Annotated in this window: 14 protein-coding genes; 12 read left to right on the top strand and 2 right to left on the bottom strand. The window is 67.6% G+C overall.

Annotated features, from left to right (window positions below; genetic code table 11):
• The first annotated feature begins 206 nt into the window (after positions 1-206).
• The 6 genes from C0541_RS06695 to C0541_RS06670 all read left to right on the top strand — a co-directional run bounded on the left by C0541_RS06695 (position 207) and on the right by C0541_RS06670 (position 15,093).
• Entirely contained in the window at positions 207-4,577 is a 4,371-nt protein-coding gene (locus tag C0541_RS06695) for an Ig-like domain-containing protein (RefSeq protein ID WP_115046867.1), read from the top strand.
• Positions 4,574-6,160: a family 43 glycosylhydrolase gene (locus C0541_RS06690; RefSeq protein ID WP_115046864.1), complete on the top strand. Its 1,587-nt coding sequence runs from the start codon at positions 4,574-4,576 to the stop codon at positions 6,158-6,160. The genes C0541_RS06695 and C0541_RS06690 overlap by 4 nt, the downstream gene beginning before the upstream one ends.
• Before the next feature lie 95 nt (positions 6,161-6,255).
• A complete protein-coding gene (locus C0541_RS06685; RefSeq protein WP_115046862.1) occupies positions 6,256-8,520 on the top strand; it encodes a S9 family peptidase in 2,265 nt (754 codons plus the stop codon).
• A 686-nt stretch (positions 8,521-9,206) separates the two neighbouring features.
• Positions 9,207-9,410 (top strand): hypothetical protein, encoded by a 204-nt coding sequence (locus C0541_RS21015; protein ID WP_153064963.1) that lies wholly within the window; start codon positions 9,207-9,209, stop codon positions 9,408-9,410.
• A 249-nt stretch (positions 9,411-9,659) separates the two neighbouring features.
• The gene (locus C0541_RS06675) at positions 9,660-12,554 is read left to right on the top strand and encodes a TonB-dependent receptor domain-containing protein (protein ID WP_115046858.1); all 2,895 of its coding nucleotides are present in this window, start codon (positions 9,660-9,662) and stop codon (positions 12,552-12,554) included.
• A gap of 163 nt (positions 12,555-12,717) precedes the next feature.
• Entirely contained in the window at positions 12,718-15,093 is a 2,376-nt protein-coding gene (locus C0541_RS06670; protein ID WP_115046856.1) for a glycoside hydrolase family 127 protein, read from the top strand.
• Between the two features lie 402 nt (positions 15,094-15,495).
• Here C0541_RS06670 and C0541_RS21280 read toward each other — a convergent pair whose 3' ends face one another.
• Together C0541_RS21280 and htpG are read right to left on the bottom strand one after the other, a co-directional pair.
• Complete coding sequence (locus tag C0541_RS21280; protein WP_238601274.1) at positions 15,496-16,128, bottom strand: DUF6624 domain-containing protein; 633 nt, start codon at positions 16,126-16,128, stop codon at positions 15,496-15,498.
• Between the two features lie 685 nt (positions 16,129-16,813).
• The gene (gene htpG / locus C0541_RS06660; protein WP_115046854.1) at positions 16,814-18,718 is read right to left on the bottom strand and encodes a molecular chaperone HtpG; all 1,905 of its coding nucleotides are present in this window, start codon (positions 18,716-18,718) and stop codon (positions 16,814-16,816) included.
• Positions 18,719-18,890: 172 nt separating this feature from the next.
• On the opposite strand from htpG, the gene rsmD reads away from it, so the two are divergent.
• The 6 genes from rsmD to C0541_RS06630 all read left to right on the top strand — a co-directional run bounded on the left by rsmD (position 18,891) and on the right by C0541_RS06630 (position 24,965).
• Entirely contained in the window at positions 18,891-19,580 is a 690-nt protein-coding gene (rsmD, locus tag C0541_RS06655; RefSeq protein ID WP_193725889.1) for a 16S rRNA (guanine(966)-N(2))-methyltransferase RsmD, read from the top strand.
• Positions 19,577-20,083 carry a pantetheine-phosphate adenylyltransferase gene (gene coaD / locus C0541_RS06650; RefSeq protein WP_104582103.1) on the top strand — a complete coding sequence of 169 codons (507 nt, stop codon included), beginning with the start codon at positions 19,577-19,579 and terminating at the stop codon, positions 20,081-20,083. The genes rsmD and coaD overlap by 4 nt, the downstream gene beginning before the upstream one ends.
• Positions 20,084-20,130: 47 nt before the next feature.
• A complete protein-coding gene (locus C0541_RS06645; protein ID WP_161959918.1) occupies positions 20,131-20,628 on the top strand; it encodes a hypothetical protein in 498 nt (165 codons plus the stop codon).
• A 231-nt stretch (positions 20,629-20,859) separates the two neighbouring features.
• Positions 20,860-21,144, top strand: a complete 285-nt coding sequence (locus C0541_RS06640; protein WP_115046848.1) for a YfhL family 4Fe-4S dicluster ferredoxin — start codon at positions 20,860-20,862, stop codon at positions 21,142-21,144.
• Positions 21,141-22,919, top strand: coding sequence for a gamma-glutamyltransferase (gene ggt, locus C0541_RS06635; protein ID WP_115046846.1), 1,779 nt, complete (start codon positions 21,141-21,143; stop codon positions 22,917-22,919). Before C0541_RS06640 ends, ggt begins: the two co-directional genes overlap by 4 nt.
• Before the next feature lie 285 nt (positions 22,920-23,204).
• On the top strand, positions 23,205-24,965 hold the full coding sequence (locus C0541_RS06630) for a glycoside hydrolase family 9 protein (protein ID WP_115046844.1): 1,761 nt from the start codon (positions 23,205-23,207) through the stop codon (positions 24,963-24,965).
• Positions 24,966-25,057: the final 92 nt, after the last annotated feature.

Raw genomic sequence — 25,057 nt, 5'->3', positions numbered from 1 at the left:
CCGCTGCTCCGCCACGGCGCACCGGCGCTGCGACGCAGCCGGCCGGCGCGGTGGCCGTGCATCCAGTGCATGGGCGGTGGTGCCCGCCTGCGTGGCCGCGCGCGGGCAGTGGCCTGCCGCCACGCCGCCGGATGGGTGGCGCTGGTGCGTGAGCGGCGAGGGGCCTTGCGCCGGTGCGTCGGCAGTGTCCACCGGGGCAGCGCGGCATGCTGAGCCATCACCTGCAGCCAGGGCGACGCCTGCAGCGGCGCGGCATCGCCGCGCTGCGCTGCCGGGTCGCCGCCGCACTGTGCGGAATGGCCAGCCTGTCGATCGCCTGCGCGGCCACCGCCACACAGGCGATCGAGCCGCCACCGGCCATCGCCAACGCGGCGATCGGTGCGCCGCAGTTTCGCGGGCTGGCGCATCCGGTGCCGGACACCGGCGTGGCCTTCGCACCCGGCGGGCAGCTGGCCCGCATCTACGCCGCCGACCTTGACCATGGCGCGGGGCAGGCGCCCGGGCAGGATTTCTGGATCGATCGCATGCTGGTGCGCGAGGGCAGCGCCGGTGGTGCGGAGGAGACCAACAACTGGCTGTTCACGCGCGGCCGCGCGGCCTATCTGTCGGCGCATCTGCCGGAGCTGCCCGGCTTCGTCGGGCAGGCCGCCTATTGGCATGCCACCGATTACGACGCGTTGTTCCGTATCGAATCCACCCAGGGCAGCGCGCCTGTGCACTGGACCGAGCGTGCGCAGCAGCGGCGGCAGACGCCCAGCTATTTCAGCACGGTGTTCGAAGATGCGGCTGCCGGCGTGCGGATGCACCTGGTCAAGTACATCACCGAGCAGAACGTGGCGGTGGCCAGCATCGTGCTGTCCAGTCTGGACGGTGCGGCGCATACGCTGTCGGTCCAGGCACGCTCGCCGATGGCGCAGCACGCCGACGGTGACGAGCTGACCGGCGCGTTCGATGCCTACAACGCCATCACCACGGTATTCCCGCGCCTGTCCGGCGACGGGTTCCGGGTCGAGGGCCAGCGCCTGGTGCGCGAGGTGGCCGTGCCGGCGGTTGGCAAGACGCCGGCGATCAAGCTGCAACTGGGTCTGCTGACCGACGAGCTGCCCGAAGCACGCGCCGACTACCGGCAGATCGCGGCGCAATCGCCGCAACAGGCCTATCGGCACCACGTTGCCAGCTACAACCGCTGGTGGGTGGACAACGTGCCGTATCTGGAAACGCCGGACGAAAACATCACCAAGAGCCTGTTCTATCGCTGGTGGCTGCTGCGCTTCAACCTGCTCGATGCCAACGTGCCGGGCAACGACTACCAGTTCCCGGTCGCCATCGAAGGGGTGCTGGGCTACAACAACGCCATCGTGCTGACCACCGGCATGTTCGTGGACGACCTGAAATACCTGCGCGATCCGCTCTATGCCTACGGCAGCTGGCTCAGCGCCGGCGAAACCGCTGGCGGGGGCAAGTACACCGACAACCCGGGTTCGCCGGAACACTGGTCCAACTCCTACGCGCAGTACATCACCGCGGCCGCATGGCGATCGCTGCAGGTGCATGGCGGCCCGGCGGCATTGGCAGCCAAGCTGGCGCGTTACGGCAGCGGCGACGTGGACGGGCTGCTGGCCGCCTACGATCTCAACCACAACGGCCTGATCGAATACGAGTGGGCGGCGATGACCGGCAACGACGCCGATGCGGTGTCGTTCGATTGGGCCAGGCGGCATGGCGGCATCCGCATGGACCGCACCGAAAGCGCCTATGTGTATGCCAACGCGCAGGCTGCCGCCGAAGCTGCCGCACTGGCCGGCGACACCGCGACCGCGCACCGCATGCAGGCCACCGCGCAACGCATCCGCAAGGCAGTGCTCGCCGTGTTGTGGCAGGGCCATGGCGCGCATGCCGATTCGGTGGGCCTGCACGGCGATCTGCTCAAGCATCGCCAGGCCGGGGGCGCGCGCCTGCCGGTGGACTGGAAGGAGACCAACAACTACTACCCCTTCAGCGTCGGCCTGATGCCCAAGCGGGGCGATGCCGATGACGACCCCAGCTACGTGCGGGCGTTGCGGCTGTTCGCCGATGCGGCGCAGTACCCGCTGTTTCCGTTCTATACCGCAAACCAGGTCGACCTGAAGGCGCGCGGCAGCGGCGCCGCTGCCGGCAGCAACAATTTTTCCACCATCAATGCGACCGTGGGATTGCGCCTGCTGGGCACCGCCCTGCGCACGTATCCCAGCCCGTATCTGAGCGCGCGCAGCTACCGCAGCCTGCTGTACTGGAATGCATGGGCGACCTACATCGACGGCGACAACCGCTACCCGGACCAGAACGAGTTCTGGGCCCGGGGCAGCGCCGCTGCGGGCGGCAGCATCGGCTACCGCTCATGGATCCACCATACCCAACTGGGCGCGACCAACTTCAGCATGATCGAAGACGCGATGGGCCTGCGTCCGCGCAGCGACAGCAAGATCGAGCTGTATCCGATCGCGATCGGCTGGGAGCATTTTGCCGCCGACAACCTGCGTTACCGCGGCCGCAACCTGAGCATCGTCTGGGACCGCGACGGGACGCATTACGGCGGCAACGTCGGCAAGGGGTACGGCGTTTACCTGGATGGCCAGCTTGCGTTTCGCGTCGATCGTCTGGCGCACGTCATCTACGACCCGGCCAGCGGGCAGGTAAGCGCGGCGCCGGACGCAGTCAATCCTGAGGGGCCTGCACGGGTGCTGGAATCGCATCCCGCGCAGATCGCCTCGATCACCCAGGTGCCGGTTGCCGCCGACGCGCGCACCGCGCAGATCCTGGCCAAGGCCGGGGTGGATGTGACGCTGGCCGGCGCGGCGAGCCGCAACCTGGCCCAGGGTGCGGCCGTTGTCGCCAGCTTCGCCACGCCCGGGTACGCCGCCGCCGCGGCAGTGGATGGCAGCACCGCCAGCGCGCCGTTCTGGGGCACGCGCGGCTCGCCGGCGCGCAGCGACTGGATCGCGCTGGACCTGGGCAGCCCGCAGCTGGTCGATCAACTGGTGCTGTATGTCTACCGAAGCTCCTCGCCGGAGGGTACCCAGCACGGCTTTCCCTCCGGCACGCGTGCCGGCTATGCCGCGCCCTGGAGCTACACCCTGCAGTATTTCCGCGACGGGGACTGGAAGACGGTGCCAGGCCAGGTGCGCGACCTGCCGTTTGCCGCGGGCAACCGCAACCGTGTGCGCTTTCCGGCGATCCGTGCGCAACGGCTGCGCGTGGTCGTCAGCCATGCGGGCGATGCACGCACCGGCATCAAGGAGCTGCAGCTGTTCCACACTGGCGCGGCGCCGCCCGCCGTGGACGGCGCCGGCTCGCCGCAGGCGGGCGTGCAGGTGCAGGCCTGGCAACTGGACGACCCGGCAGCGGCCGGGCACGTTGTGGTCCGTGGCCGCATAGGTGCCGATGGGCGGTCCGCTGCGCCGCTGCAGCTGCATTGGGAGGTGTGGCAGGGGCCGGATGGCGGTGATGCGGTGTTTGCCGATTCCGCCGCGCTGCAGACATCGGTGCGCTTTACCCGCGCCGGGCACTACACGCTGCGTTTGACCGCCAGCGACGGCACCGAGCGCGCTCACGCCGACGTCGCGGTGGACGCGCCCGCAGCGCCAGCGCTGCAGTGGATTGCATTGCAGGGGGTGGCGACGGCCAGCGCCGAGGTCACTGCCGCGCATCATCGCGTGCAGGCGCTCAACGACGGCTTCGTTCCGGCTGCCGGGAGCATGCCGGGCAACGCGCGTCGCTGGGGCAGCTACGGCCGCGCGCAGCCTGCGTCGGTATGGCTGCAGTACCGCTGGCCGCTGCCGGTGCGCGTGTCCTCCAGTGCGCTGTTGCTGTGGGACGACCAGCCCGAGGGCGGTGTCGCACCCCCGACGGGCTGGAAGTTGCAGGCATTGCGCGACGGCCGCTGGCAGGACATCGCCAGCCCCGGCGGCTACCCGGTCGCTGCACACGGCGCGGCCAGCACCGCCATGTTTGCGCCGATCGTGACCACCGGCCTGCGTGCGGTGCTGACGACGCAGGCCACGCCGCGTGGACGCCTGGCACTGGGCGTGGACGAGTGGCAGGTAGCATCGGAGCTGCCCAGGCAGCTGGAAGACATCGACCTGCGCACCGCGCCCGGTCAGCGCCCCGCGCTGCCGCAGACCGTCACCGCGTTCTTCGCCGACGGCAGCGTGTTGCCGATGGCGGTGCAATGGCCGGAGGTGCCGCCGAGCAAGCTCGCCAGCGAGGGCAGGGTGGAGCTGCAGGGCCTGCTGGCAGGTGTGTTGCCGGTCAAGGCCAGCATCTGGGTGCGTGCAAGCCCGCCGGGCCAGATCACCACCGTGCAGGCATTGCCGGTGGTGACGGCCGCGCCGGGACAGCCGCCCACGCTGCCGGGCTTTGTCAGCGTGCAGTACAACGACGGCTCGCGCGAGCGGCTGCCGGTGCAGTGGCCGCTGCTCGCGCCGGCGCGCTATGCGCAGCAAGGTTCGATCGTGCTCAGCGGCACGGCGCAGGGGCGTGCGCCCACCGGGCAGGTTGCGGTGCCGCTCACCCTGCAGATCACGGCACCCACGCCATGACGCGCACGCTCGCCCGCGCATGTGCCCTGGCGTGCAACGTGGCGCTGGGCAGCGTCGCGTCCTGTGCGGTGCTGCCGCCGCGGGGCGCGCACCTGCACGTGCCGGGCAACCCGATCCTCGCCGACGGCAGCGAATACTCGGCAGACCCGGCTCCGCTGGTGGCCGACGGCAAGCTGTACATCATCGCCGGGCGCGATAGCGCCGCCGCCAACCGCAATGCCTTCGTGATGCCGGGCTGGCAGGCGTTCGTCAGCGCCGAGCCGGCCAGCGGCGAGTGGACGCACTACCGCGACGTGCTGCGACCGCGACAGGTGTTCGCCTGGGCCCGCAGGCGCCATGCCTACGCCGCACAGATCGTGCAGGGCCCGGATCGGCGCTACTACCTGTATGCACCGGTGCAGCAACGCAACTCGCCCAACCCCGATCCGTTCGCGATCGGCGTGGCGGTGGCCGACAGCCCGCTCGGGCCATGGACCGACGCGCATCCGCAAGGCCCGGTGGTGTCGCAGTCGGTGCCTGCCCGCAACACCATCCAGAACATCGACCCCACCGTGCTGGCCGACGACGACGGGCGTGTGTATCTGTACTGGGGCACGTTCGGCGCGCTGTATGGCGTCGAGCTGCAGCGCGACATGGTGACCTTCAAGGCAACACCGGTGCGGGTGCAGACACCGGACGGCTATTTCGAGGCGCCCTGGCTGTTCAAACGCAACGGCACGTATTACCTGGCGTATGCGGCCAACAACGCCGGCCGCGGCTCGGCGTGCACGCCCACGCTGTATCACGCGTGCATCGCCTACGCGAGCGCGCCCACGCCGCTGGGGCCATGGACCTACCGTGGCATCGTGTTGCCGCCGGTGTCCTCGACGACCGCGCATCCGGGCATCGTCGCCTTCCATGGGCAGTGGTACCTGGTCTATCACACTGCCGACGCGGCCGGCGGCGGGCATTTCCGCCGCAGCGTGGCGATCGATCGCCTGGACTGGGACGACAGCACGCAGCCGGCCCGCATCCGCACCGTCGTGCCAACCCGCCGTCCGCTGCCGTCGGCGCCGCCGCGCCGCAACCAGGCGCCCTCGGCCCATGCCAGCGCATCCAACGGGCCGCAGATCCCGGTGCAGTACTGGATGGGCGCGCTCAACGACGGCATCGTCAAGGCCAACCCGCTGCCGCCGCAACTCTGGGGAAGCTGGACGCCACACAACCCGCCGCAGCAATGGCTTCAATACAGCTGGACGCGGCCGGTCACGCTGGATCGCACCCGCATCGTGTTCTGGGCCGACCAGCCAGCCGGCGCCACAACCGGCGTGGCCCCGCCGGCGCACTGGCACCTGGAGGCACGCCAGGGCGGACAGTGGCAGCCGGTGCAAACCCGCGAGCGCTACCGCACGCGCACCGATCGCTACCAGGCGGTGTCGTTCGCGCCGGTGACCACGCGTTGCGTGCGGGTGGTGCTGGACGCGTCCGGCGCCGGCACCCGGCATGCCGCGCTCGCCGTGCAGGAATGGGAAGTTCTGGCCCCGCAAGCGCAGCGTCTGCCAGCCGCCAGCGCCGCCGATGCCGCACGCTGCGACGCGCCCTGAGCGCAAGCCGCTCCATCACCGCCCCTTCTGCGAGGACGCACGTGCCATCCGCCTTCTTTCGTCATCTCCGCAACCTCTCCGCCTGCTGTTTGAGCATGGCACTGTGGCCAGGCCCCGGCCACGCGGCTGCGCCGCCCACCGCCGCGCAGTACACCCAGGCGCTGGGCCTGGCCGATCACTACGAATCGCTGGTGGATCACGAACCGCTGCTGCCGGTATGGGTCGATGCCGGGCATTTTCTGTATCAACGCAAGGTGGCACGCACCGATCGGTTGCCGGCCGTCGAATACCGGCTGGTGGATGCGGCCAGCGGCCGCAACACGCTGGCGTTCGATCATGCGCGCCTGGCAGCGGCGCTGACACAGGCCGGTGCGCAAGGCGTCGATGCCGCGGAATTGACGCTCCGGTGGCCGACCCTAGAGCAGCAGCGCCTGCGCTTTCAATTGGCAAGGCTGGGCTGGCAATGCGATCTGCTGCGCTATCGCTGCGAGCACCTGCCAGAGCGCGACGCGCCGCCGCAGACGATGGACCCGCGCATGCCGCTCAAGCAGGGCGAGGCCGCTGCCAAGGTATCGCCGGATGGACGTTGGCGCGCGTGGGTGGAGCAGGGCAACCTGGTGATGGCGCCGGCGGGCGGTGGCGCGCGCAGCGTGCTCAGCCACGATGGCAGCGCCGATGACTACTACGCCATGGACAGCGTGGCGTGGTCGCCGGATTCGCAGCATCTGGCCGCGTACCGGGTCAAATCGCCACCGCCGCACATGGTGTACTACATCGAGTCCGCGCCGGCCGATCGCGTCCAACCCAGGCTGCATCAGCAGGTCTATCCCAAGGCCGGCGACCCCTTGCCGGTGATGCAACCGGTGTTGTTCGACATCGCCACCCGCGCCGCGCACCCGGTGGCGATGACGCTGCTGCCCAACGCCTTCACCCTTGGCGACCTGCAGTGGTGGAAAGACAGCCGCGGCGTCACCTTCGAATACAACGCACGCGGGCATCAGCTGTACCGCGTCATCGAAGTGGATGCGCGCACGGCACAGGCGCGCACGCTGATCGAGGAGACCTCGCCCACCTTCATCGAATACTCCCCGCTCAGTGGCGACCACGAGGACGGCGGCAAGTATGCGCGTGAGGACCTGGCCGATGGCCGGCAGATCCTGTGGGCGTCCGAGCGCGACGGCTGGGAGCACCTGTATCTCTACGATGGCCAGCGCGGCGAGGTGATCCGGCAGGTCACGCGCGGGCAGTGGGTGGTGCGCAAGATCGACCGGGTCGACGAGGCCACCGGGCAGGTGTACTTCACCGCCTCGGGCATGCAGCCCGGCGAAGACCCGTACTACCGGCACGCGTACCGCATCGGCCTGGACGGCACCGGCCTGACTGCGCTCACGCCGCTGCAAGCGGATCATCAGGTGAGCTATTCGCCGGATGGCAAGTGGTTCGTGGACCTGTATTCGCGCGTGGATCTGGGCCCGGTGCTGGAGCTGCGCCGCAGCACCGATGGCGCACTGGCCAAGACGGTGGAGCGCACCGACCTGAGCCGACTGCTGGCCAGCGGCTGGCAGCCGCCGCTGCCGTTCCACAGCGTCGGGCGCGATGGCAAGACCGAGATCTGGGGCGTGATCCATCGCCCGCAGCAGCTCGACCCGCAGCAGCGCTATCGCGTGATCGAAGACATCTACGCGGGCCCGCAGGGGTCGTTCGTGCCCAAGACCTTCACCGCGCGCACGCCAGCGTTGACCGCAATGGGTTTTGCGGTGGCGCAGATCGATGGCATGGGCACCAACAACCGTTCGCGCGCCTTCCATGATGTGGCCTGGCGCAATCTCAAGGATGCCGGCCTGCCCGATCGTATCGCCTGGCACACTGCCGCCGCCGCGCAGTATCCCTGGTACGACATCGACGGCGGCATCGGCGTGTTCGGCACCTCGGCCGGCGGGCAGAACGCCTTGGGCGCGCTGCTGTTCCATCCGGAATTCTATGTCGCAGGTGTCGCCAATTCCGGCTGCCACGACAACCGCATGGACAAGATCTGGTGGAACGAGCAATGGATGGGCTGGCCGGTGGGGCCGTGGTACGCCGAATCGTCCAACGTGGAAAACGCGGCGCGCCTGCAGGGCCATCTGCTGCTGGTCACCGGTGACATGGACATGAATGTCGACCCGGCCAGCACCTTTCAGGTGGCCGATCGGCTGATCAAGGCCGGCAAGGACTTCGATCTGCTGGTGGTGCCGGGCGGCGACCACGGCGCCGGCGGCGACTACGGCAAACGCCGCCTGCTGGATTTCTTCGTGCGCTGGATGCGCGACGCACCAACGCCGGACTGGAACCGGACCGGTGCCACGCTGCCGGCCGGCTGAACGCCTGCAGCATGCCGCAGCGCCTTGCGCGTGGCGCGCCAGGCGCGCAGCAGAAGCGCCTGGCAGCCACGCGGCCATCGTTGCCGGGCGCGGGGCAGCTGCCGGCAGCGGGCGCGCCGCTTGTGTGTGTTGCCGACCTGGTCAATGCCGGTTGCGGCGCGCCTTGCCAGCACGCACCACGGTGTATCCGGGTGCAACCGGCTTGCCCTGGGCGCAGGCCGGCGACCGCACACCGGCACCGCGACGCCGCACCGCTGACCAGTGGCTCCCGGCGGAGAAGGGCAACGGGCTGGCAGGGAACATGCGGCTCATTCCCGACTCCCCATTTCCGGCCGCTCGATGACCCGCATCCTGGGCATCGATCCCGGCTCGCAGCGCACCGCGGCCGCGCAGTCTGCGTACGAGGTCGGTATCCACGGCGCCGTGTCGTCGATGGGCGCGGCGATGAGCGGCCGGGCCTATGCGGCGACCGCTGGCCTGCACCGCACCTGGAGCTGCAACATGCACCAGGTCGCAGCGCAGCCCTGCCGCTGGCATGCGCGGCTACGCGACGATGCGGCTCCGGCGCACCGATGCGATGCCCGGGCCGGCAGCAGCAGGCGTCGCCGCACCGGGTCGGCGCAGGCTGTCCGCATTGAGTGCATCGGGTGCATCTGGGCAGCGACGGGGATGTGCAGGAAACCGCAGTGTCGGCCAAGCGCTGCGGCGGTGCGCAGGCCGACGACGCATGCCCGTACAAGGCCGGGCATGCGGGCGCGGACATGCCCGGCGGTGCGCTGCGTGACGCACCACGGCGCAGCCAGCGCCGGCGTCGACCCATCATGCGATTTTCCGCACGCGCTTTCGCCAAATGCGACAAGACGCCGCGCGTGCGCACAGGCACATTGTGACCAGCTGATGAAAGCGGATCGCATCGAACGACACCGCTCTGTGACGACATCCATCCGACACTGCGCAGTGCGACACGGCCGCTAGCGGACGTGCGCGTGCACGGTGCCGACCATACCCGCCGCGCATGCGTCGCACACGCCGTGCGGCGGCATCACCGCTCTCCAGGTTCCGACCCACGCTGAGGCTGGCGCACGCCGGCACGGACCTGTGTTGCCGATCGTTCGCCCAAGTTGCCCCAGGAGTCCCGCATGCCGATCTCGCCGTTGCCTTACGCCTCCACCCATGCTGCCGCTGCGCGTCCGATCCCGCATGTGCTCGCCACCGCCTTGTCCCTCGCGCTCTGTGCAGGTGCCGCGCTACCGGTGCAGGCGCAGCGGGCGCCCGGCGGCGACGCGACGCAAACCCTGGACAGCGTGGTCGTCACCGGCTCGCGTCTGCGCCGCGTGGATACCGAAACCGCCAATCCGGTGGTCACGGTCAGCCAGGAACAGATCGCCGCGACCGGCAAGGCCACGGTTGGCGATCTGCTGCAGGAGCTGCCATCGATCGCCGGCAACGCCACCAATCCGTACACCAACAACGGCGGCGGCACCGGTGCGTCGGCGATTTCGCTGCGCGGGCTGGGCGACAAACGCACGCTGGTGCTGGTCAACGGCATCCGGCTTGCCTACAACGACGTCAACGCGATTCCGTCCAGCATGATCGAGCGCATCGAAGTGCTCAGCGACGGCGCCTCTGCGGTGTATGGCTCCGACGCCATCGGCGGCGTGGTCAACTTCATCCTGCGCAGCACGTTCGATGGCGTGCAGTTCAGCAGCGACTTCGGCACCAGCAGCGAGCGCGACGGCAACCGCCGCAACTTCACCCTCACCGCCGGCAGGAGCTGGGAGCGCGGCAGCCTGATCGGCGGGCTGTCGTATCACAACATCGACCCGGTCTCGGCAGCGGCGCGCGACTATTCCAGGGACGCGCTCGCACTGACCAACGGGCAACCGGTGAAGCAGGGCTCGTCCGCAACGCCGACCGGCACCGTGAATTTCAACGATGGCTCGGATCAGTCCGCGCAGCTGGCGCAGGCCAACGGTTGCGGGCGGGTCACCTTTAACAGCGGCGTCAGCGGTCGTGCCGGCCCGGGCGATTTCCACTGTTACAACGCCAGCGCCGACTCCTACAACTACCAGCCATTCAACCTGCTGCAGACCCCGCAAAAACGCACCAACGCGTTCCTGCTGGGCAGCTATCGCTTCAGCGACAACGTCGAAGGCTACGTCAACACCTGGTTCAGCAAAACCGAATCCGCCTCGATCATCGCGCCGATTCCGATCTTCTCCAACGGCGACAACATCCTGGTGTCGGCGCAGAGCTACTACAACCCGTTCGGGGTGAACTTCGGCACCGATCGCGGCACCGGCACGTCCTACAACGACCTCAACACGCGCGCCACCGTGCTGGGCAATCGCAGCTATCAGTACAATACCTACAACTTCCAGATCAGCCCCGGCCTGCGCGGCCGCTTCGGCGACAGCTCCTGGCAATGGGATGCCACCTTCAACTACGGCAAGGTCAAGCAGAAGTCGATCAACAACGGCTTTCTCGACTATGCCGCGTTCAATCAGGCCATCGGCTCCTCGTTCCTGGACAGCGATGGCGTGGTCACGTGCGGCAGCGCGGGCGCGGCGATCGCCGGCTGCACGCCGCTGAACTTCTTCAACCTCAACGACAGCGCCAACCTGTCCACCTTGCAGGGCATGGTGGTCAACCCCATCGTGACCAGCGTCTATACGGTCAAGCAGTTCGAAGCCAATGCCAACGGCTCGCTGTTCGATCTGCCGGCCGGCACGGTCAGCCTGGCGACCGGCGTCTCCTATCGCAAGGAGCGCTCGACCACCGCCTCTGACGCGCTGTGGACCGGCGATGAGAACGGCCTGTGCGGAGTGATCGAATTCTGTTCGTCCACCCTGGCCGGCAGTTTCGACGTCAAGGAAGCCTATGCCGAAGCGCTGTTCCCGCTGCTGAAGGACCTGCCCGGCATCAACGCCTTGAACATCACCCTGGGCACGCGCTTTTCCGATTTCAGCTCGGTCGGCAGCAAGACCAACAGCAAGGTGGCGCTGGAGTATCGCCCGATCGAGAACCTGCTGGTCCGCGGCACGGTGTCGGAGGTGTTTCGCGCGCCCAACATCAACGAGCTGTACGCCGGCGTGGCCGGCGATGCGGCCACCGTCAACGATCCGTGCAACGGCTACACCGGCGGCAACGCCGTGGCCTGCGCCAATGTGCCCATCGACGGCAGCTACCAGCAATCCGATGGCCAGGTGTCGGGCAAGGTGTCCGGCGCGGTGGTGGCCGGGTACCAGCTCAAGCCGGAAACCGGCAAATCCTACGACGTGGGGCTGGTCTACGACCCGCAGTGGATCGATGGCCTGTCGCTGAGCGCGGACTGGTGGCGCATCGACCTGGAAGACACCATCACCACGGTGTCGGCGCAGACCGTGCTCAATCAATGTTTCGCCAATTCGGGCAGCGCCTTCTGCGCCCTGATCCATCGCAATGGCAACGGCACCATCAACTACATCGCCGAACCCACCGTCAACCTGGGCAAGCTGTGGGCCAAGGGCCTGGACGTCAACCTGACCTACCGCGCGCCGCCTACCGCCTGGGGCAATCTCAGCGCCGGCCTCAACGGCACCTATCTCACCCGCTACGACGTGCTGCCCGACACCACCGACCCCAGTTCGGTCACCATCCACAACGTGGGCCGCTACACCCAGGCCTACGGCAATTTCCCGCGCTGGCGCGCGCTGGGCACGCTGAACTGGGCCTTGGACGACTGGAGCGCCACCTGGCGCATCCGCTATGTCGGCCACACCGCCATCGGCAGCACGGATCCGGACCAGAGCCTGTCGGCCGATTCCAGCGAACCGATGGTGGTGCGCAAGATCGGTGCCTACGTCTACAACAACCTGCAGCTTGGCTACAACGTCGCGCCGTGGCACACGCGTTTTGAAGTGGGCGTGGACAATATCGCCAACAAGCAGCCGCCGCTGTATTACTCCAACAACGTCGGCAATGCCAATACCGATGTGGCCACCTACGATCTGCTGGGCCGGTTCTACTGGGCGCGAGCCACGGTGACGTTTTGAGCGCCGTCGTGTCGTCGCTACCGCTTCAGCGCGCCGCCGTGTATCGCTTGATCCCGGCGCGCGCACTGAGTACGTCCCGGGCAGCCGCGTTGATCGCGGTTGCCGACATGGGTTGCCACGGTGCGCGCAGTCTGCGCGCACAGACAGGAGCCAAGCTGATCCCATGACCGATGCCTTCGATACCGAGCACGCTGCCGGCCACGCGTTGAACCTGTCGCGGCGCCGTTTTCTGGCCTGGAGCAGCCTGGCGGTTGCGGCGGGTTTCCTCAGGTTTCCGGCGCAGGCCAGTGCCGCGCAACCCGGCAGCGTGCGCGCCGTGCCGCTGGCGCAGGTGCGGCTCACGCCGTCGTTGTTCCTGGATGCGCTGCACACCAACCGTCGCTATCTGATGCGGCTTGAGCCGGACCGGCTGCTGCACAACTTCGTGCTGTACGCAGGGCTCGATCCCAGGGCCAAGGCATACGGCGGCTGGGAGGCAGACACCATCGCCGGGCATACGCTGGGCCACTATCTCAGCGCACTGGCGCTGATGCATGCGCAGACCGGCGATGCGCAATGCCGCGCACGCGCAGCCTATCTGGTGGGCGAGCTGGCGCGGTGCCAGGCACACGCAGGCGATGGTTACGTGGCCGGCTTCACCCGCAAGAATGCCGCAGGCAAGATCGAAAGCGGCCGCGCGGTGTTCGATGAGCTCAAGCGCGGCAAGATCGACCCGGCGCCGTTCTACCTCAATGGCAGTTGGGCACCGCTGTACACCTGGCACAAGCTGTTTGCCGGCCTGCTCGACGTGCATGCGCATTGCGACAATGCGCAGGCGCTGCAGGTGGCGGTCGGCCTGGCCGGCTATCTGCAAGGCGTCTTCGCCGCACTCGACGACGCCCAGCTGCAGAAGGTGCTGTCGTGCGAATTCGGCGGCCTCAACGAATCCTTCGTCGAGCTGCACGTGCGCACCGGCAATGCGCAATGGCTGGCGCTGGCCCAGCGCCTGCACCACCATGCCGTGCTCGATCCGCTGATTGCCCAGCGCGACGAGCTGGTGCACCAGCATTCCAACACCAACATCCCCAAGCTGATCGGCCTGGCACGCGAGTACGAGGTCACCGGCGATGCCGCTTCGGGCGCGGCGGCGCGCTTCTTCTGGCACACCGTCACCGACCACCATACCTACGTGATCGGCGGCAACGGCGACCGTGAGTACTTCCAGCAGCCGGAGAGCATCTCGAAGTTTGTCACCGAGCAGACCTGCGAGCACTGCGCCAGCTACAACATGCTCAAGCTCACCCGCCATCTGTACCAGTGGGGCCCGCAGGCCGAGTTCTTCGATTACTACGAGCGCACGCTGCTCAACCACGTGATGGCGCAGCAGCATCCGCGCACCGGCATGTTCACCTACATGACACCGATGCTGGCCGGCGAAGCGCGCGCTTGGTCGTCGCCGTTCGACGATTTCTGGTGCTGCGTCGGCAGCGGCATGGAGGCGCACGCCCAGTTCGGCGATTCGATCTATTGGCAGGACGGGCAGGGCGTCTACGTCAACCTGTATGTGCCCTCCAGCGTGCGCGACGCCGCCGGGCTGGACATGACCCTGCACAGCACGATGCCCGAGCAGGGCAGCGCCTCGCTACGCATCGATGCCGCCCCGGCCGAGCAACGCACGCTCGCACTGCGCGTGCCCGGCTGGGCGCAGTCGCCGAAGCTGCAGCTCAACGGCCAATCGGTCGATGCCGCCGTCAACGAGGGCTACCTGCGCATCACCCGCCGCTGGCGCGCGGGCGACACGCTCACCCTGTCGTTGCAGATGCCGCTGCGCCTGGAAACCACACCGGACGACCCGGCCTGGGTCTCGGTGCTGCGCGGGCCGCTGGTGCTGGCGGCCGACCTGGGCGATGCGGCAAGACCCTGGTCGGGCACCGCTCCGGCATTGATCGGCGGCGATGAGGTCTTGCAGCGCCTGCAGCCGGTGGCAGGCCAGGCCGCGTTCGACTACCGCGACGGCGACCAGCAGTGGCGCTTCTCGCCGTTCTATGCCCAGTTCGATCGCCGCAGCGCGCCCTACCTGGAGCATCGCGATGCCGCTGCATGGCAACAGCACCGAGCCGAGCAGGCCGCAGCAGATGCGAAACAACAGGCGCTGGACACGCGCGCGCTGGACCGCATCGCCCTGGGCGACGACGCGTCCGAAAAGGCCCATGGCCTGCACAGCGAAAGCTCCTACGCACTGAGCTACCGCCGCCGCGCCGGCCGCGACGCCCGCACCGGCGGCTTCATCGCCTTCACCCTGCGCAACACCACCCGGGCCCGCATCCTGCGCCTGCGCTACTGGGGCGACGAAACCCGCCGCCGCTTCCGCATCCTTGCCGACGGCGAACTCATCGCCAACGAACGCCTGGACGGCAACCGCGGCCTCGACTTCGTCGATGTGGATTACGCCATGCCCGCAGCGGTCGCCGGCCGCGACACGCTGCAGATCCGCATCGAACCGGAAACCGGCTACTCGGCCGGGCCCGCGTTCGGGTGCTGGGTGCTGGAGTCGGCGTGATCAACGCATGGACCGCCATGTTGCCCTGCTTACCTACGCGCTGCGTCAGGTGTAGATGGCACATCACACAGCGATCCCGAGCGCGCAAGGAGCGAAGCATCAAGAGCAGCCTGCGCAGAAGATAAAAGCCCCTCTCCCGCCGGGAGAGGGGTCGGGGTGAGGGTACGGGCCAAGCGCCGTGTCATTCAGTCGCGCCAAGCCTGTAGTTCAGTGCCTCACTGCCCAGCATTGCGCGCCACCGGCATCACCAGCTCGCCCGCGCGCAGTGATCTGCAGCTTGCAACTAGATCGTTCATTTGCCGCCGGTTCGCCGCACCCTGGGGGCTTCTACGCGGCCTCGGTCGGTGAGGCTGTGTGGCAGGCACAGCATGGCCTTGAAGCTTCGTGGTGAATGACACAAGGTTATTCACCCAGCCCCTTGCCGGATGCCACGGCCTTCTTGACGTGCCGTAGCTTTGCGCGCAACTCCGATATGGGCGGCAATCCCATGGATTCCCGCCGCTTGTCGACGTTGCTTTCGTCCTCAATGGGATACAGCTCAAAAGATTCATTTGCTTGGGTGCCAAAACGTTGAGGCTTCCCGGCGTAGACCAGCTGGCGATCAATGAATGTGGCGAAGGCATCCTTGGGAAATTCACCCTTCTCAACCAGCTCTTGCAGCTGTTGGGCCATGTCCGCATGGAGCGTGCGGTTGTCGGAGTGTTGGAGGATGAGAAATTGCGCGGACACCGCAGCTTCACCCACTTCGCTCAGGCCCAGTAGCCTTCCCGAGGTGATCTCAAGCCAGGCTGCCTCCCGGCGCCGGTCTGCCTCTGCAAGTCGGGCGTCATCGAACCCGGGTGTCATGGCCTGCTTGCGATCACGCTGATCTTCTTCGCCAAGCGCAATCAATTGCTGCGCGACCCCAGCTGCTGATGGTTTGTCGGTTGGATGGCCTGCGACCTCACGAGACGCACTCGCCAAGTTTGAGGCAGTCACAGTCCCTGCTGCCAAGCCCATGGCGATAAAAACTAAAGATGCCGCTCGTGGTTTCATGGATGCTCTACCCACTGTTCATGGCGTTGCCTGGTCGAAAAGCTTGCTCCTGGCGAATTTATACGATCCTGCATCTGCGCAACAGCAAAGGAAGTCTGTGGCTTGCGTAGCTTTGGAATGTCTTTTGAAGCGCGGAGCCAACCCTGCTTTGCAAGGAATGAGCGGAATTTTGAAAGAATATTGGAATCCGGCGTATTGGTTGCCAACAACAACCAGGTGCCGGAGCGGTTTGAATTCAGGAAATGATGCGGTCGTTCTGGTCTGGGGGCGTTCCATGCAGGCCACTTCGGTACCCGTCCTCGACGTCAAAAACCTGCCTTCCCCCGCATCTCTGCGCTGAGCCGTCTGGCATCGGGTACGCCCATTTCAACCAATTCGTTGTGCTACAGATAGCGCGAGGCTTCGCTGAAGCCAGGGCGCCGGCAGGTCAGCCACGCCACCTTCGGCTACGCGTAGGAAACCGCGCCACAACAGGATAAATCGATGGGTTTTTTGTCAGCGATGCTTGAAGCATCTTTCAAGTCTCGCGAACAGCGCTGAATGGACAGGAGACTTTGTCTGCGGTTAAGCATCGAGGCATCTGGTCGAAGCGGTGCAGGGGCAATGACTCGAACAGTCGGCAGATTCAATACAACGGCCAGCACCCGCGCTGGCCGTTGTAGTCTCAGCTACGCCATCGCAGCTCTCAGGCCGACAACTCCAACAACAACTTGTTCAACCGCTTCACATAGCCGGCCGGGTCCTTGAGGCTGTCGCCCGCCGCCAGCGCCGCCTGGTCGAACAGCACCCGGCTCAGATCGCCAAAGCGGTCCATGTCGGCTTCCGCATCCAGCTTTTCGATCAGCGGGTGGGCCGGGTTGAACTCGAATACCGGCTTGGTTTCCGGCACGGCCTGGCCGCTGGCTTCCAGCAGCTGACGCATCTGCAGGCCCAGGTCGCCCTGGCCGATGGCCAGGATGGCCGGGGAATCGGTCAGGCGGTGCGACACGCGCACTTCGGCCACGTCGTCGCCCAGGGCGGCTTTGATGCGCGAGGCCAGGCCTTCCTTGGATTTTGCGACTTCTTCCTGCGCCTTCTTGTCTTCTTCCGAATCCAGCTTGCCCAGGTCCAGGTCGCCGCGGGCCACGTCCACGAACGACTTGCCGTCGAATTCGGTGAGGTAGCTCATCAGCCATTCGTCGATGCGGTCGGTGAGCAGCAGCACTTCGATGCCCTTCTTGCGGAACACTTCCAGGTGCGGGCTGTCCTTGATCTGCGCATAGCTTTCGCCGGTGAGGTAGTACAGCTTGTCCTGGCCATCGGCCAGGCGGCTCACGTAATCGGCCAGGCCCACGCTCTGCGCGCCGGTGCTGTCATGCGTGGAGGAGAAGCGCAGCAGGCCGGCGATCTTTTCGCGGTTGGCATAATCCTCGGCCGGGCCTTCCTTCAACGCCTGGCCGAAGTTGCGCCAGAACGTCGCATAGTCGTCCGGCTTGTCCTTGGCCAGTTTTTCCAGCATGTCCAGCGAGCGCTTGGTCAGCGCGGACTTCATCGAGTCCACCACCGGGCCGGATTGCAGGATCTCGCGCGACACATTGAGCGACAGGTCGGACGAATCCACCACGCCCTTGATGAAACGCAGGTACAGCGGCAGGAACTGCTCGGCCTGGTCCATGATGAAGACGCGCTGCACGTACAGCTTCAAGCCCTTGGCCGAATCGCGGTGATACAGGTCGAACGGGGCGCGGCCGGGCACGAACAGCAGCGAGGTGTACTCCAGCTTGCCTTCGACCTTGTTGTGGCTCCACGCCAGCGGGTTACCGGCATCGTGGGCGACGTGCTTGTAGAACTCCTGGTACTCCTCATCCTTGATCTCGGACTTGGGCCGCGTCCACAGCGCGCTGGCGCGGTTGACCGCTTCCCATTCGGGCTCGGCGGGCGCGTCGGCCTGTTCGCCGTGGTGCTCCTTGCGCATCTCGATCGGCAGGCCGATGTGGTCGGAATACTTCTTGAGGATGCCGCGCAGCGTCCAGCCGTCGGCAAAGCTGTCCTCGCCGTCCTTCAGGTGCAGCACGATGCGGGTGCCGCGCTCGGGCTTGTCGACGCTGGCGACTTCGAACTCGCCCTCGCCACGCGAGGACCAGTGCACGCCCTCGTTGGCCGGCAGGCCGGCGCGACGCGAGTACACGTCGACCTGGTCGGCGACGATGAAGGCGCTGTAGAAGCCCACGCCGAACTGGCCGATCAGGTTGGCGTCCTTCTTCTGGTCGCCGCTGAGGTGCTTGAGGAAGTCGGCGGTGCCGGACTTGGCGATCGTGCCCAGATGCGAGACCGCGTCCTCGCGGCTCATGCCGATGCCGTTGTCGTCGATGGTGACGGTGCGCGCGTCCTTGTCGTAATCCACGCGGATGCGCAGCTCGCCGCCGCCTTCCAGCAGCTCCGGCTTCACCAGTGCCTCGAAACGCAGCTTGTCGGCGGCGTCGGCGGCATTGGAGACCAGCTCGCGCAGGAAGATTTCCTTGTTCGAGTACAACGAATGGATCATCAGCTGCAGCAGCTGCTTGACCTCGGTCTGGAAGCCAAGCGTCTGCTTGTCGGTGTCAACGGTCATTGGGGTCGTGCTCCATGGTGGCCCAGGCCGCAACGCGGCCGATGGCCTGGGGGATGAGGCCGTGTGGGGATTTTTCAAGGCGAGCGTGCGCCAGATCGCCTGCGTCGATGCCGGTCGGGGGAGGGCGGTTGCGGCAATCGCGGCGGTATCATGGCCGGCCAACCGTCCTGCCCTGAGCCATGTCGCCATCCGTGCCGCCGCTGTCCCGCCTCCGTTCGCCCGCCCCCGGCGCGCAGCGATGAGCCGCCCCGCACGGCCGGCGCCACGCGGCGCGGAAGGGCAGGTGCGCATCGTCGGCGGGCGTTGGCGCAACACCAGATTGTCGGTGCCGGACCTGCCCGGCCTGCGCCCGAGCAGCGACCGCGTCCGCGAGACGGTGTTCAACTGGCTGATGCCGCGCCTGCCCGGCGCGCGCGTACTGGACCTGTTCGCCGGCTCGGGCGCGCTGGGCCTGGAAGCGGTGTCGCGCGGTGCGGCGCATGCGACCCTGGTCGAGCGCGATGCCGGCCTGGCGCAGCGCCTGCGCCAGCACGTGACCCGGCTGGACGCGGCCGACCAGGTGCTGGTGCTGCAGGAGGATGCGCTGCGCTGGCTGGAGCGCGCGCCGGTGGCGCAGGCCAGCATCGTGTTCGTCGATCCGCCGTTTGCCGCCGGCCTGTGGCCCAGCGTGCTGGAACGCCTGCCCGCGCACCTGAGCGCCGATGCCTGGCTGTATCTGGAAGCCCCGGCCGAGCTGCCGCCGCAGGTGCCGGCTGGCTGGCACCTGCACCGCGAGGGCGCCACCCAGCAGGTGCGCTATGCGCTGTACCGCCGGGCCGCTGCTACACTGAACGGCGATCCGACCCCGGTAGTTTCCGTATGAGCGTGGCCAATAGCCGCACCGCCGTCTATCCCGGTACCTTCGACCCGATCACCAACGGGCATATCGATCTGGTGAACCGCGCCGCGCCGTTGTTCGAGCGGGTGGTGGTCGGCGTGGCCTACAGCCCCTCCAAGGGCCCGGCCCTGCCGCTTGAACGCCGCGTCGAGCTGGCCCAGGAAGCACTGGCCGCGCATGCCAACGTGGAAGTGCGCGGCTTCGACACGCTGCTGGCCCACTTCGTGCGCGACATGGGTGCCGGCGTGCTGCTGCGCGGCCTGCGCGCGGTGTCCGACTTCGAATACGAATTCCAGATGGCCAGCATGAACCGCCATCTGATCCCGGAGGTGGAAACGCTGTTCCTCACCCCGGCCGAGCAGTACAGCTTCATCTCGTCCTCGCTGGTGCGCGAAATCGCGCGGCTGGGCGGGGACGTGTCCGGTTTCGTTCCAGCTTCGGTCGTCGAAGCCTTGCGGCAGGTGCGGCAAGCCCGCGCGCAGGCCTGATTCTCTAGCAGTCACACCACCACATGCTTTTCAACGGGAGGAGTTTCATGAAACACACCATGCGCGCGCTGGCGCTCGCTTCGATCGCCGCTCTGGCCGTCACCGCCTGCAAGAAGGAAGAGCCGGCACCGACCGCCGCTGCGGCTCCCGCGCCGCTGAAGGCGCCGGCCAAGGACGACAACGCCGGCTGGAAGAAGTACCTGCAGGAAGTGGTCGGCCAGAACCTGGGCGCCACCACCAACAGCCCGTTCCTGTACTACTTGCCGCCGGAGTCCGATGCCGAGTTCTCCGGCAGCTACGAGCGTCAGCTGGAAAGCGTCAAGACCGCACTGGCGCGTGGCGTGCAGCCGGGCAACATGCTGGCCTTCGGTTCGTCGGCGTCGACCAAGATGGCCGACCTGATCGAGGCCGCATTCAAGGACGTGCAGCCGGATTCGATGAAGGGCGTGCGCGTGCTGTTCATCGGCGATGCCGCCGAGAACGCGCGGGTGCAGGGCATCGTCCAGCCCAAGGGCGTGGAATACACCTTCGTTGAAGCCAAGTAATGCCGTCCCAGGCCGGAGGCGCGGGAGGGCGCGTCCGGCCGCCGTGCGGGATCGCGGCATGCCGCTGATTCCGCACCCCATCGGGGCCGGTCCGCGCGGACCGGTTGCCGACCACGTGCGTGGCAGTGTGCATGCCTGGTCCCGGGCCGGGCGCGTTGGCGTCCGGCAGTACGTTGCGTTCCAGCACCTGGCGTTGCATCGCGCCGCGTTGCATCGCAGGGTGATGCCGCCATGTCGCTGAAGATCAACGAGCTCTGCGTCAACTGCGATGTCTGCGAGCCGGCGTGCCCGAACCAGGCGATCTCGATGGGCGAAACCATCTACGTGATCGACCCGGCACGGTGCACCGAGTGCGTGGGCCATTTCGACGAAGCGCAATGCGTGGTGGTGTGCCCGGTCGAATGCATCGACCCGGATCCGGACATCCCGGAAACCCACGATCAATTGCTCGCCAAGCTCATCCAGCTGCAGCGCGATCACCCCGAACTGTACGAACAGGAGCCTCCCGCCCCGTGAGCATCTTTTCCCGACGTTTTCCTTCGCGCGGCCTGTTGCTGCTGGCCTTCGTACTGGCGCCGCCGGCCTGGTCGGCCGATGGCGCCAGGCCGGCGGCGGCCGCGACCTCGCCGGTGGCGGGGCATCCGCCCGGCGCGGCGATCGCCAGCGGGCACGCCCTGGCCACCGACGCCGGCCTGCAGATCCTGCGCGAAGGCGGCAATGCGTTCGATGCGGCGATCGCGGTGTCGTCCACCCTGGCGGTGGTCGAGCCGATCAGCTCGGGCCTGGGCGGCGGCGGGTTCTTCCTGTTGCACGATGCCAAGACCGGCAAGGACGTGATGCTGGATGCGCGCGAGACCGCACCCGAGTCGGCCAGCGAGGCGCAGTTCCTCGACAAGCAGGGCGCGCTGGACCGCGACCGCTCGGTCAACGGCCCGTGGTCGGCCGGCATTCCCGGGTTGCCCGCGGCGCTGGTGGAACTGGCCACCAAGCACGGCCGGCTGCCGCTGAAGCAGTCGCTGGCGCCGGCGATCCGCATCGCCAGCGAAGGTTTCCCGGTGTACGCGCGCATGGCCGAGGGCTATGCCTCGCGGCGCGAGGTGATGGAGCGTTATCCCGGCACGCGCGAGGTTTATCTGCGCGGCGGCAAGCCGATTGCCGAAGGCGACATCTTCAAGCAGCCCGAATTGGCCCACACCTTGACGCTGCTCGGCGACAAGGGCTTTGATGGCTTCTACAAGGGCGAAACCGCCAGCAAGCTGCTGGCCGGCGTCAAGCAGGCCGGCGGGCAGTGGAAGGCCGCCGAGCTGGCCGGGTATCGGGTCAGGCAGCGCACGCCGATCCAGTTCGATTACCGCGGCTGGAAGATCACCACCGCGCCGCCGCCGTCTTCCGGCGGGATCGCACTCGCCGCCATGCTGCAGATCCTGGAAGGCTGGGAGCTGGATACGCTCGATGATGCGCATCGCACCCATCTGGTGGTGGAAGCGATGCGCCGCGCCTACCGCGACCGCACCTTCTTCCTCGGCGACCCGGACTTTGTCGCGGTGCCGCAGCGCGTGCTGACCAGCAAGGACTACGCGCAAGGCCTGCGTGCCACGATCAACCCGGACAAGGCCACGCCCAGCGATCTGTTGTCGGGCAATCCCACGCCGCTGGAAGACGACGAGACCACGCATTTTTCCATCATCGATGGCGAAGGCAATCGTGTCGGCGCCACCCAGACCGTCAACCTGCTGTACGGCTCGGGGCTGATCCCCAAGGGCACCGGCGTGCTGCTCAACGACGAGATGGACGACTTCGCGCTCAAGCCGGGCACGCCCAATGCCTTCGGCGTGATGGGCTATGCCGCCAACGCGCCCAAGCCGGGCAAGCGCATGCTCAGCTCGATGACGCCGACCTTCATGGAATCGGCCGACAAGGTCGCGGTGATCGGCACCCCGGGCGGCAGCCGCATCATCACCATGGTGCTGCTCGGCATCCTGGGCTACGACGCCGGCCTGGACGCACAGCAGGTCAGCGCCTTGCCGCGCTATCACCACCAGTGGCTGCCGGACGTGATCGAGGCCGAGAGCAACGCGTTCTCGCCGCAGACCGCCCAGGCGCTGCAGGCGATGGGGCATGCGCTCAAGCTGCCCGGCGACACCGCCGAAGGCGGCCGCGGTTCCAGCCACGTCTGGGGCAACCTGCAGACGGTGGAGTGGGACAAGCGCAGCAACGTGCTCAGCGGCGGCAGCGACCCGCGCAACCCGGTGGGCAAGGCGCAAGTGCAGCTGGCGACACCTGCACGCTGAGTGCCGCATGCCTGCTCCGTGCATCGGGGCAGGCGTGACACGGCCGGCGATGAGAACCGGCGTGCGCTGAGGCGCGGGCCTGGCCTGCCGGTTCGGCCCAGCCGGCACCGGTGCCGAACACGCGGCGCGGCAAACCGTGTCCCTCGGCAACCACGTGCAGCACGCCTGCAGCGGCCCGAGTGGGTGCCGGAAGCCCACTGCCTGCCAGCAGCAATGCGGTTTGCTGCCGTGTCCTATGCCGGGATTGGACTTGTCGCTGTGCAGCGATTTGGAGACCATCGTGGCATGACCATTTTGCAGACCCTGCTCACCGCCATGGTGATCGCATCGCCCATCGCCGCCTGCGCGGCCGATACGACCGGCACTGCCGGTAGCACGGCGGCTGCCGGCGCCGCGATCCACGTCAATCAACTCGGTTATCTGCCGGGCTCGGCCAAGCTGGCAGTGGTCGGCTTGCCGCCGTCCGCTGCGGCGGCGACAGACCGCTTCACGGTGGAGGATGGCAACGGCCGCCGCGTGCTGGAGGGCCGCTTGTCGCCGGCGGCCAGCTGGGCACCAGCGGGGCAACAGGCGCGCGTGGCCGACTTTTCCGCGCTGCGCGCCCCGGGGACGTACCGGGTGAAGATCGCCGGTTTGCCGGCGTCGGATCCATTCCCGATTGCGGCCGCTGCCTACCAGCCCGTCGTGGATGCCTCGCTCAAGGCGTTCTACTTCAATCGCGCCAGCACCGCGCTGCCGGCGCAGTTCGCCGGGCGCCATGCGCGTGCGGCCGGGCATCCGGACACCGATGTGCGCATCCATCCTTCCGCGGCCTCGGCCACGCGCCCGGCCGACAGCGTGATCCGTGCGCCCAAGGGCTGGTACGACGCCGGCGACTACAACAAGTACATCGTCAATTCCGGCATCAGCACCTACACCTTGCTGGCCGCCTACGCGCAGTATCCGGCGCTGTTCAAGGCGCAGCCGCTGACCATCCCCGACGACGCCCCCGGCGTGCCCGGCATCCTGCAGGAGACCTGGTGGAACCTGGAATGGATGCTGGCCATGCAGGACCCGGCCGATGGCGGCGTGTACCACAAGCTCACCGACAAGCAGTTCGACGGGCTGGTGATGCCCGACCAGGCCAGGCAGCAACGCTACGTGGTGATGAAGGCCACTGCCGCCACGCTGGATTTCGCCGCGGTCATGGCGGCCGCCAGCCGCGTGTATGCGCCATTCGACACGCAGTATCCGGGCGCGTCGGCACGCATGTTGAAGGCCGCGCGCAGCGCCTGGGCGTGGGCGCAGCAGCATCCGGATGTGATCTACCGCCAGCCCGACGATGTGCGCACCGGCGGCTACGACGACGCGCAGGTGGACGACGAATTCGCCTGGGCCGCGGCCGAGCTGTATGTGAGTACGCGCGAGGACGGCTTCTACGACGCAATGATGGCGCGCAACGTGCCGGCCAGCGTGCCGGGCTGGAGCAACGTCGGCGGCCTGGCCTGGATGTCGCTGGCCGAACACCGCGACCGGCTCACCGCGCATGCCGATCGCGCGCGGATTACGCGCGAGATCGCCGGCCTGGCGCAACGCCTGGGCGACCAGTGGCAGGCATCGCCGTGGCGTTTGGCCATGGCCGACAACGACTTCGTGTGGGGCAGCAACGCGGTGGTGCTCAATCAGGCGATGATGTTGCTGCAGGGCTATCGCGTCACCCAGCAACGTCGCTATCTGGACGCCGCGCAGTCGCAGCTGGATTACATCCTGGGGCGCAATCCCCTGGGACTGTCGTTCGTCACCGGGGTCGGGCTGCGCAGCCCGCTGCATATCCATCATCGCCCTTCCGAAGCCGACGGCATCGACGCGCCGGTACCGGGCTGGCTGGCTGGCGGCCCGCAACCGGGCCAGCAGGACGCCAAGGACTGCAAGGTGGCCTATCCCTCAAAACTGCCGGCGTTGTCGTATCTGGATAACGCCTGCAGCTATGCCAGCAATGAAGTGGCGATCAACTGGAACGCGCCGCTGGTGTATGTGAGCGCGGCGATCGAAGCGTCCACGCGCTGAGGCGGCGGGCTCCAGGCGGCAGCGCGATTTTCCCTTCTCCCATCGGGAGAAGGTGGCGCGCAGCGCCGGATGAGGGTGCGGCAACGGCAGCA

The sequence above is a fragment of the Xanthomonas arboricola genome, assembly GCF_003353015.1.
Taxonomy (GTDB): Bacteria; Pseudomonadota; Gammaproteobacteria; order Xanthomonadales; family Xanthomonadaceae; genus Xanthomonas; species Xanthomonas arboricola_E.
Note: the sequence above shows the minus strand (reverse complement) of the source record. Positions and strands in the feature narration are given on the sequence as shown.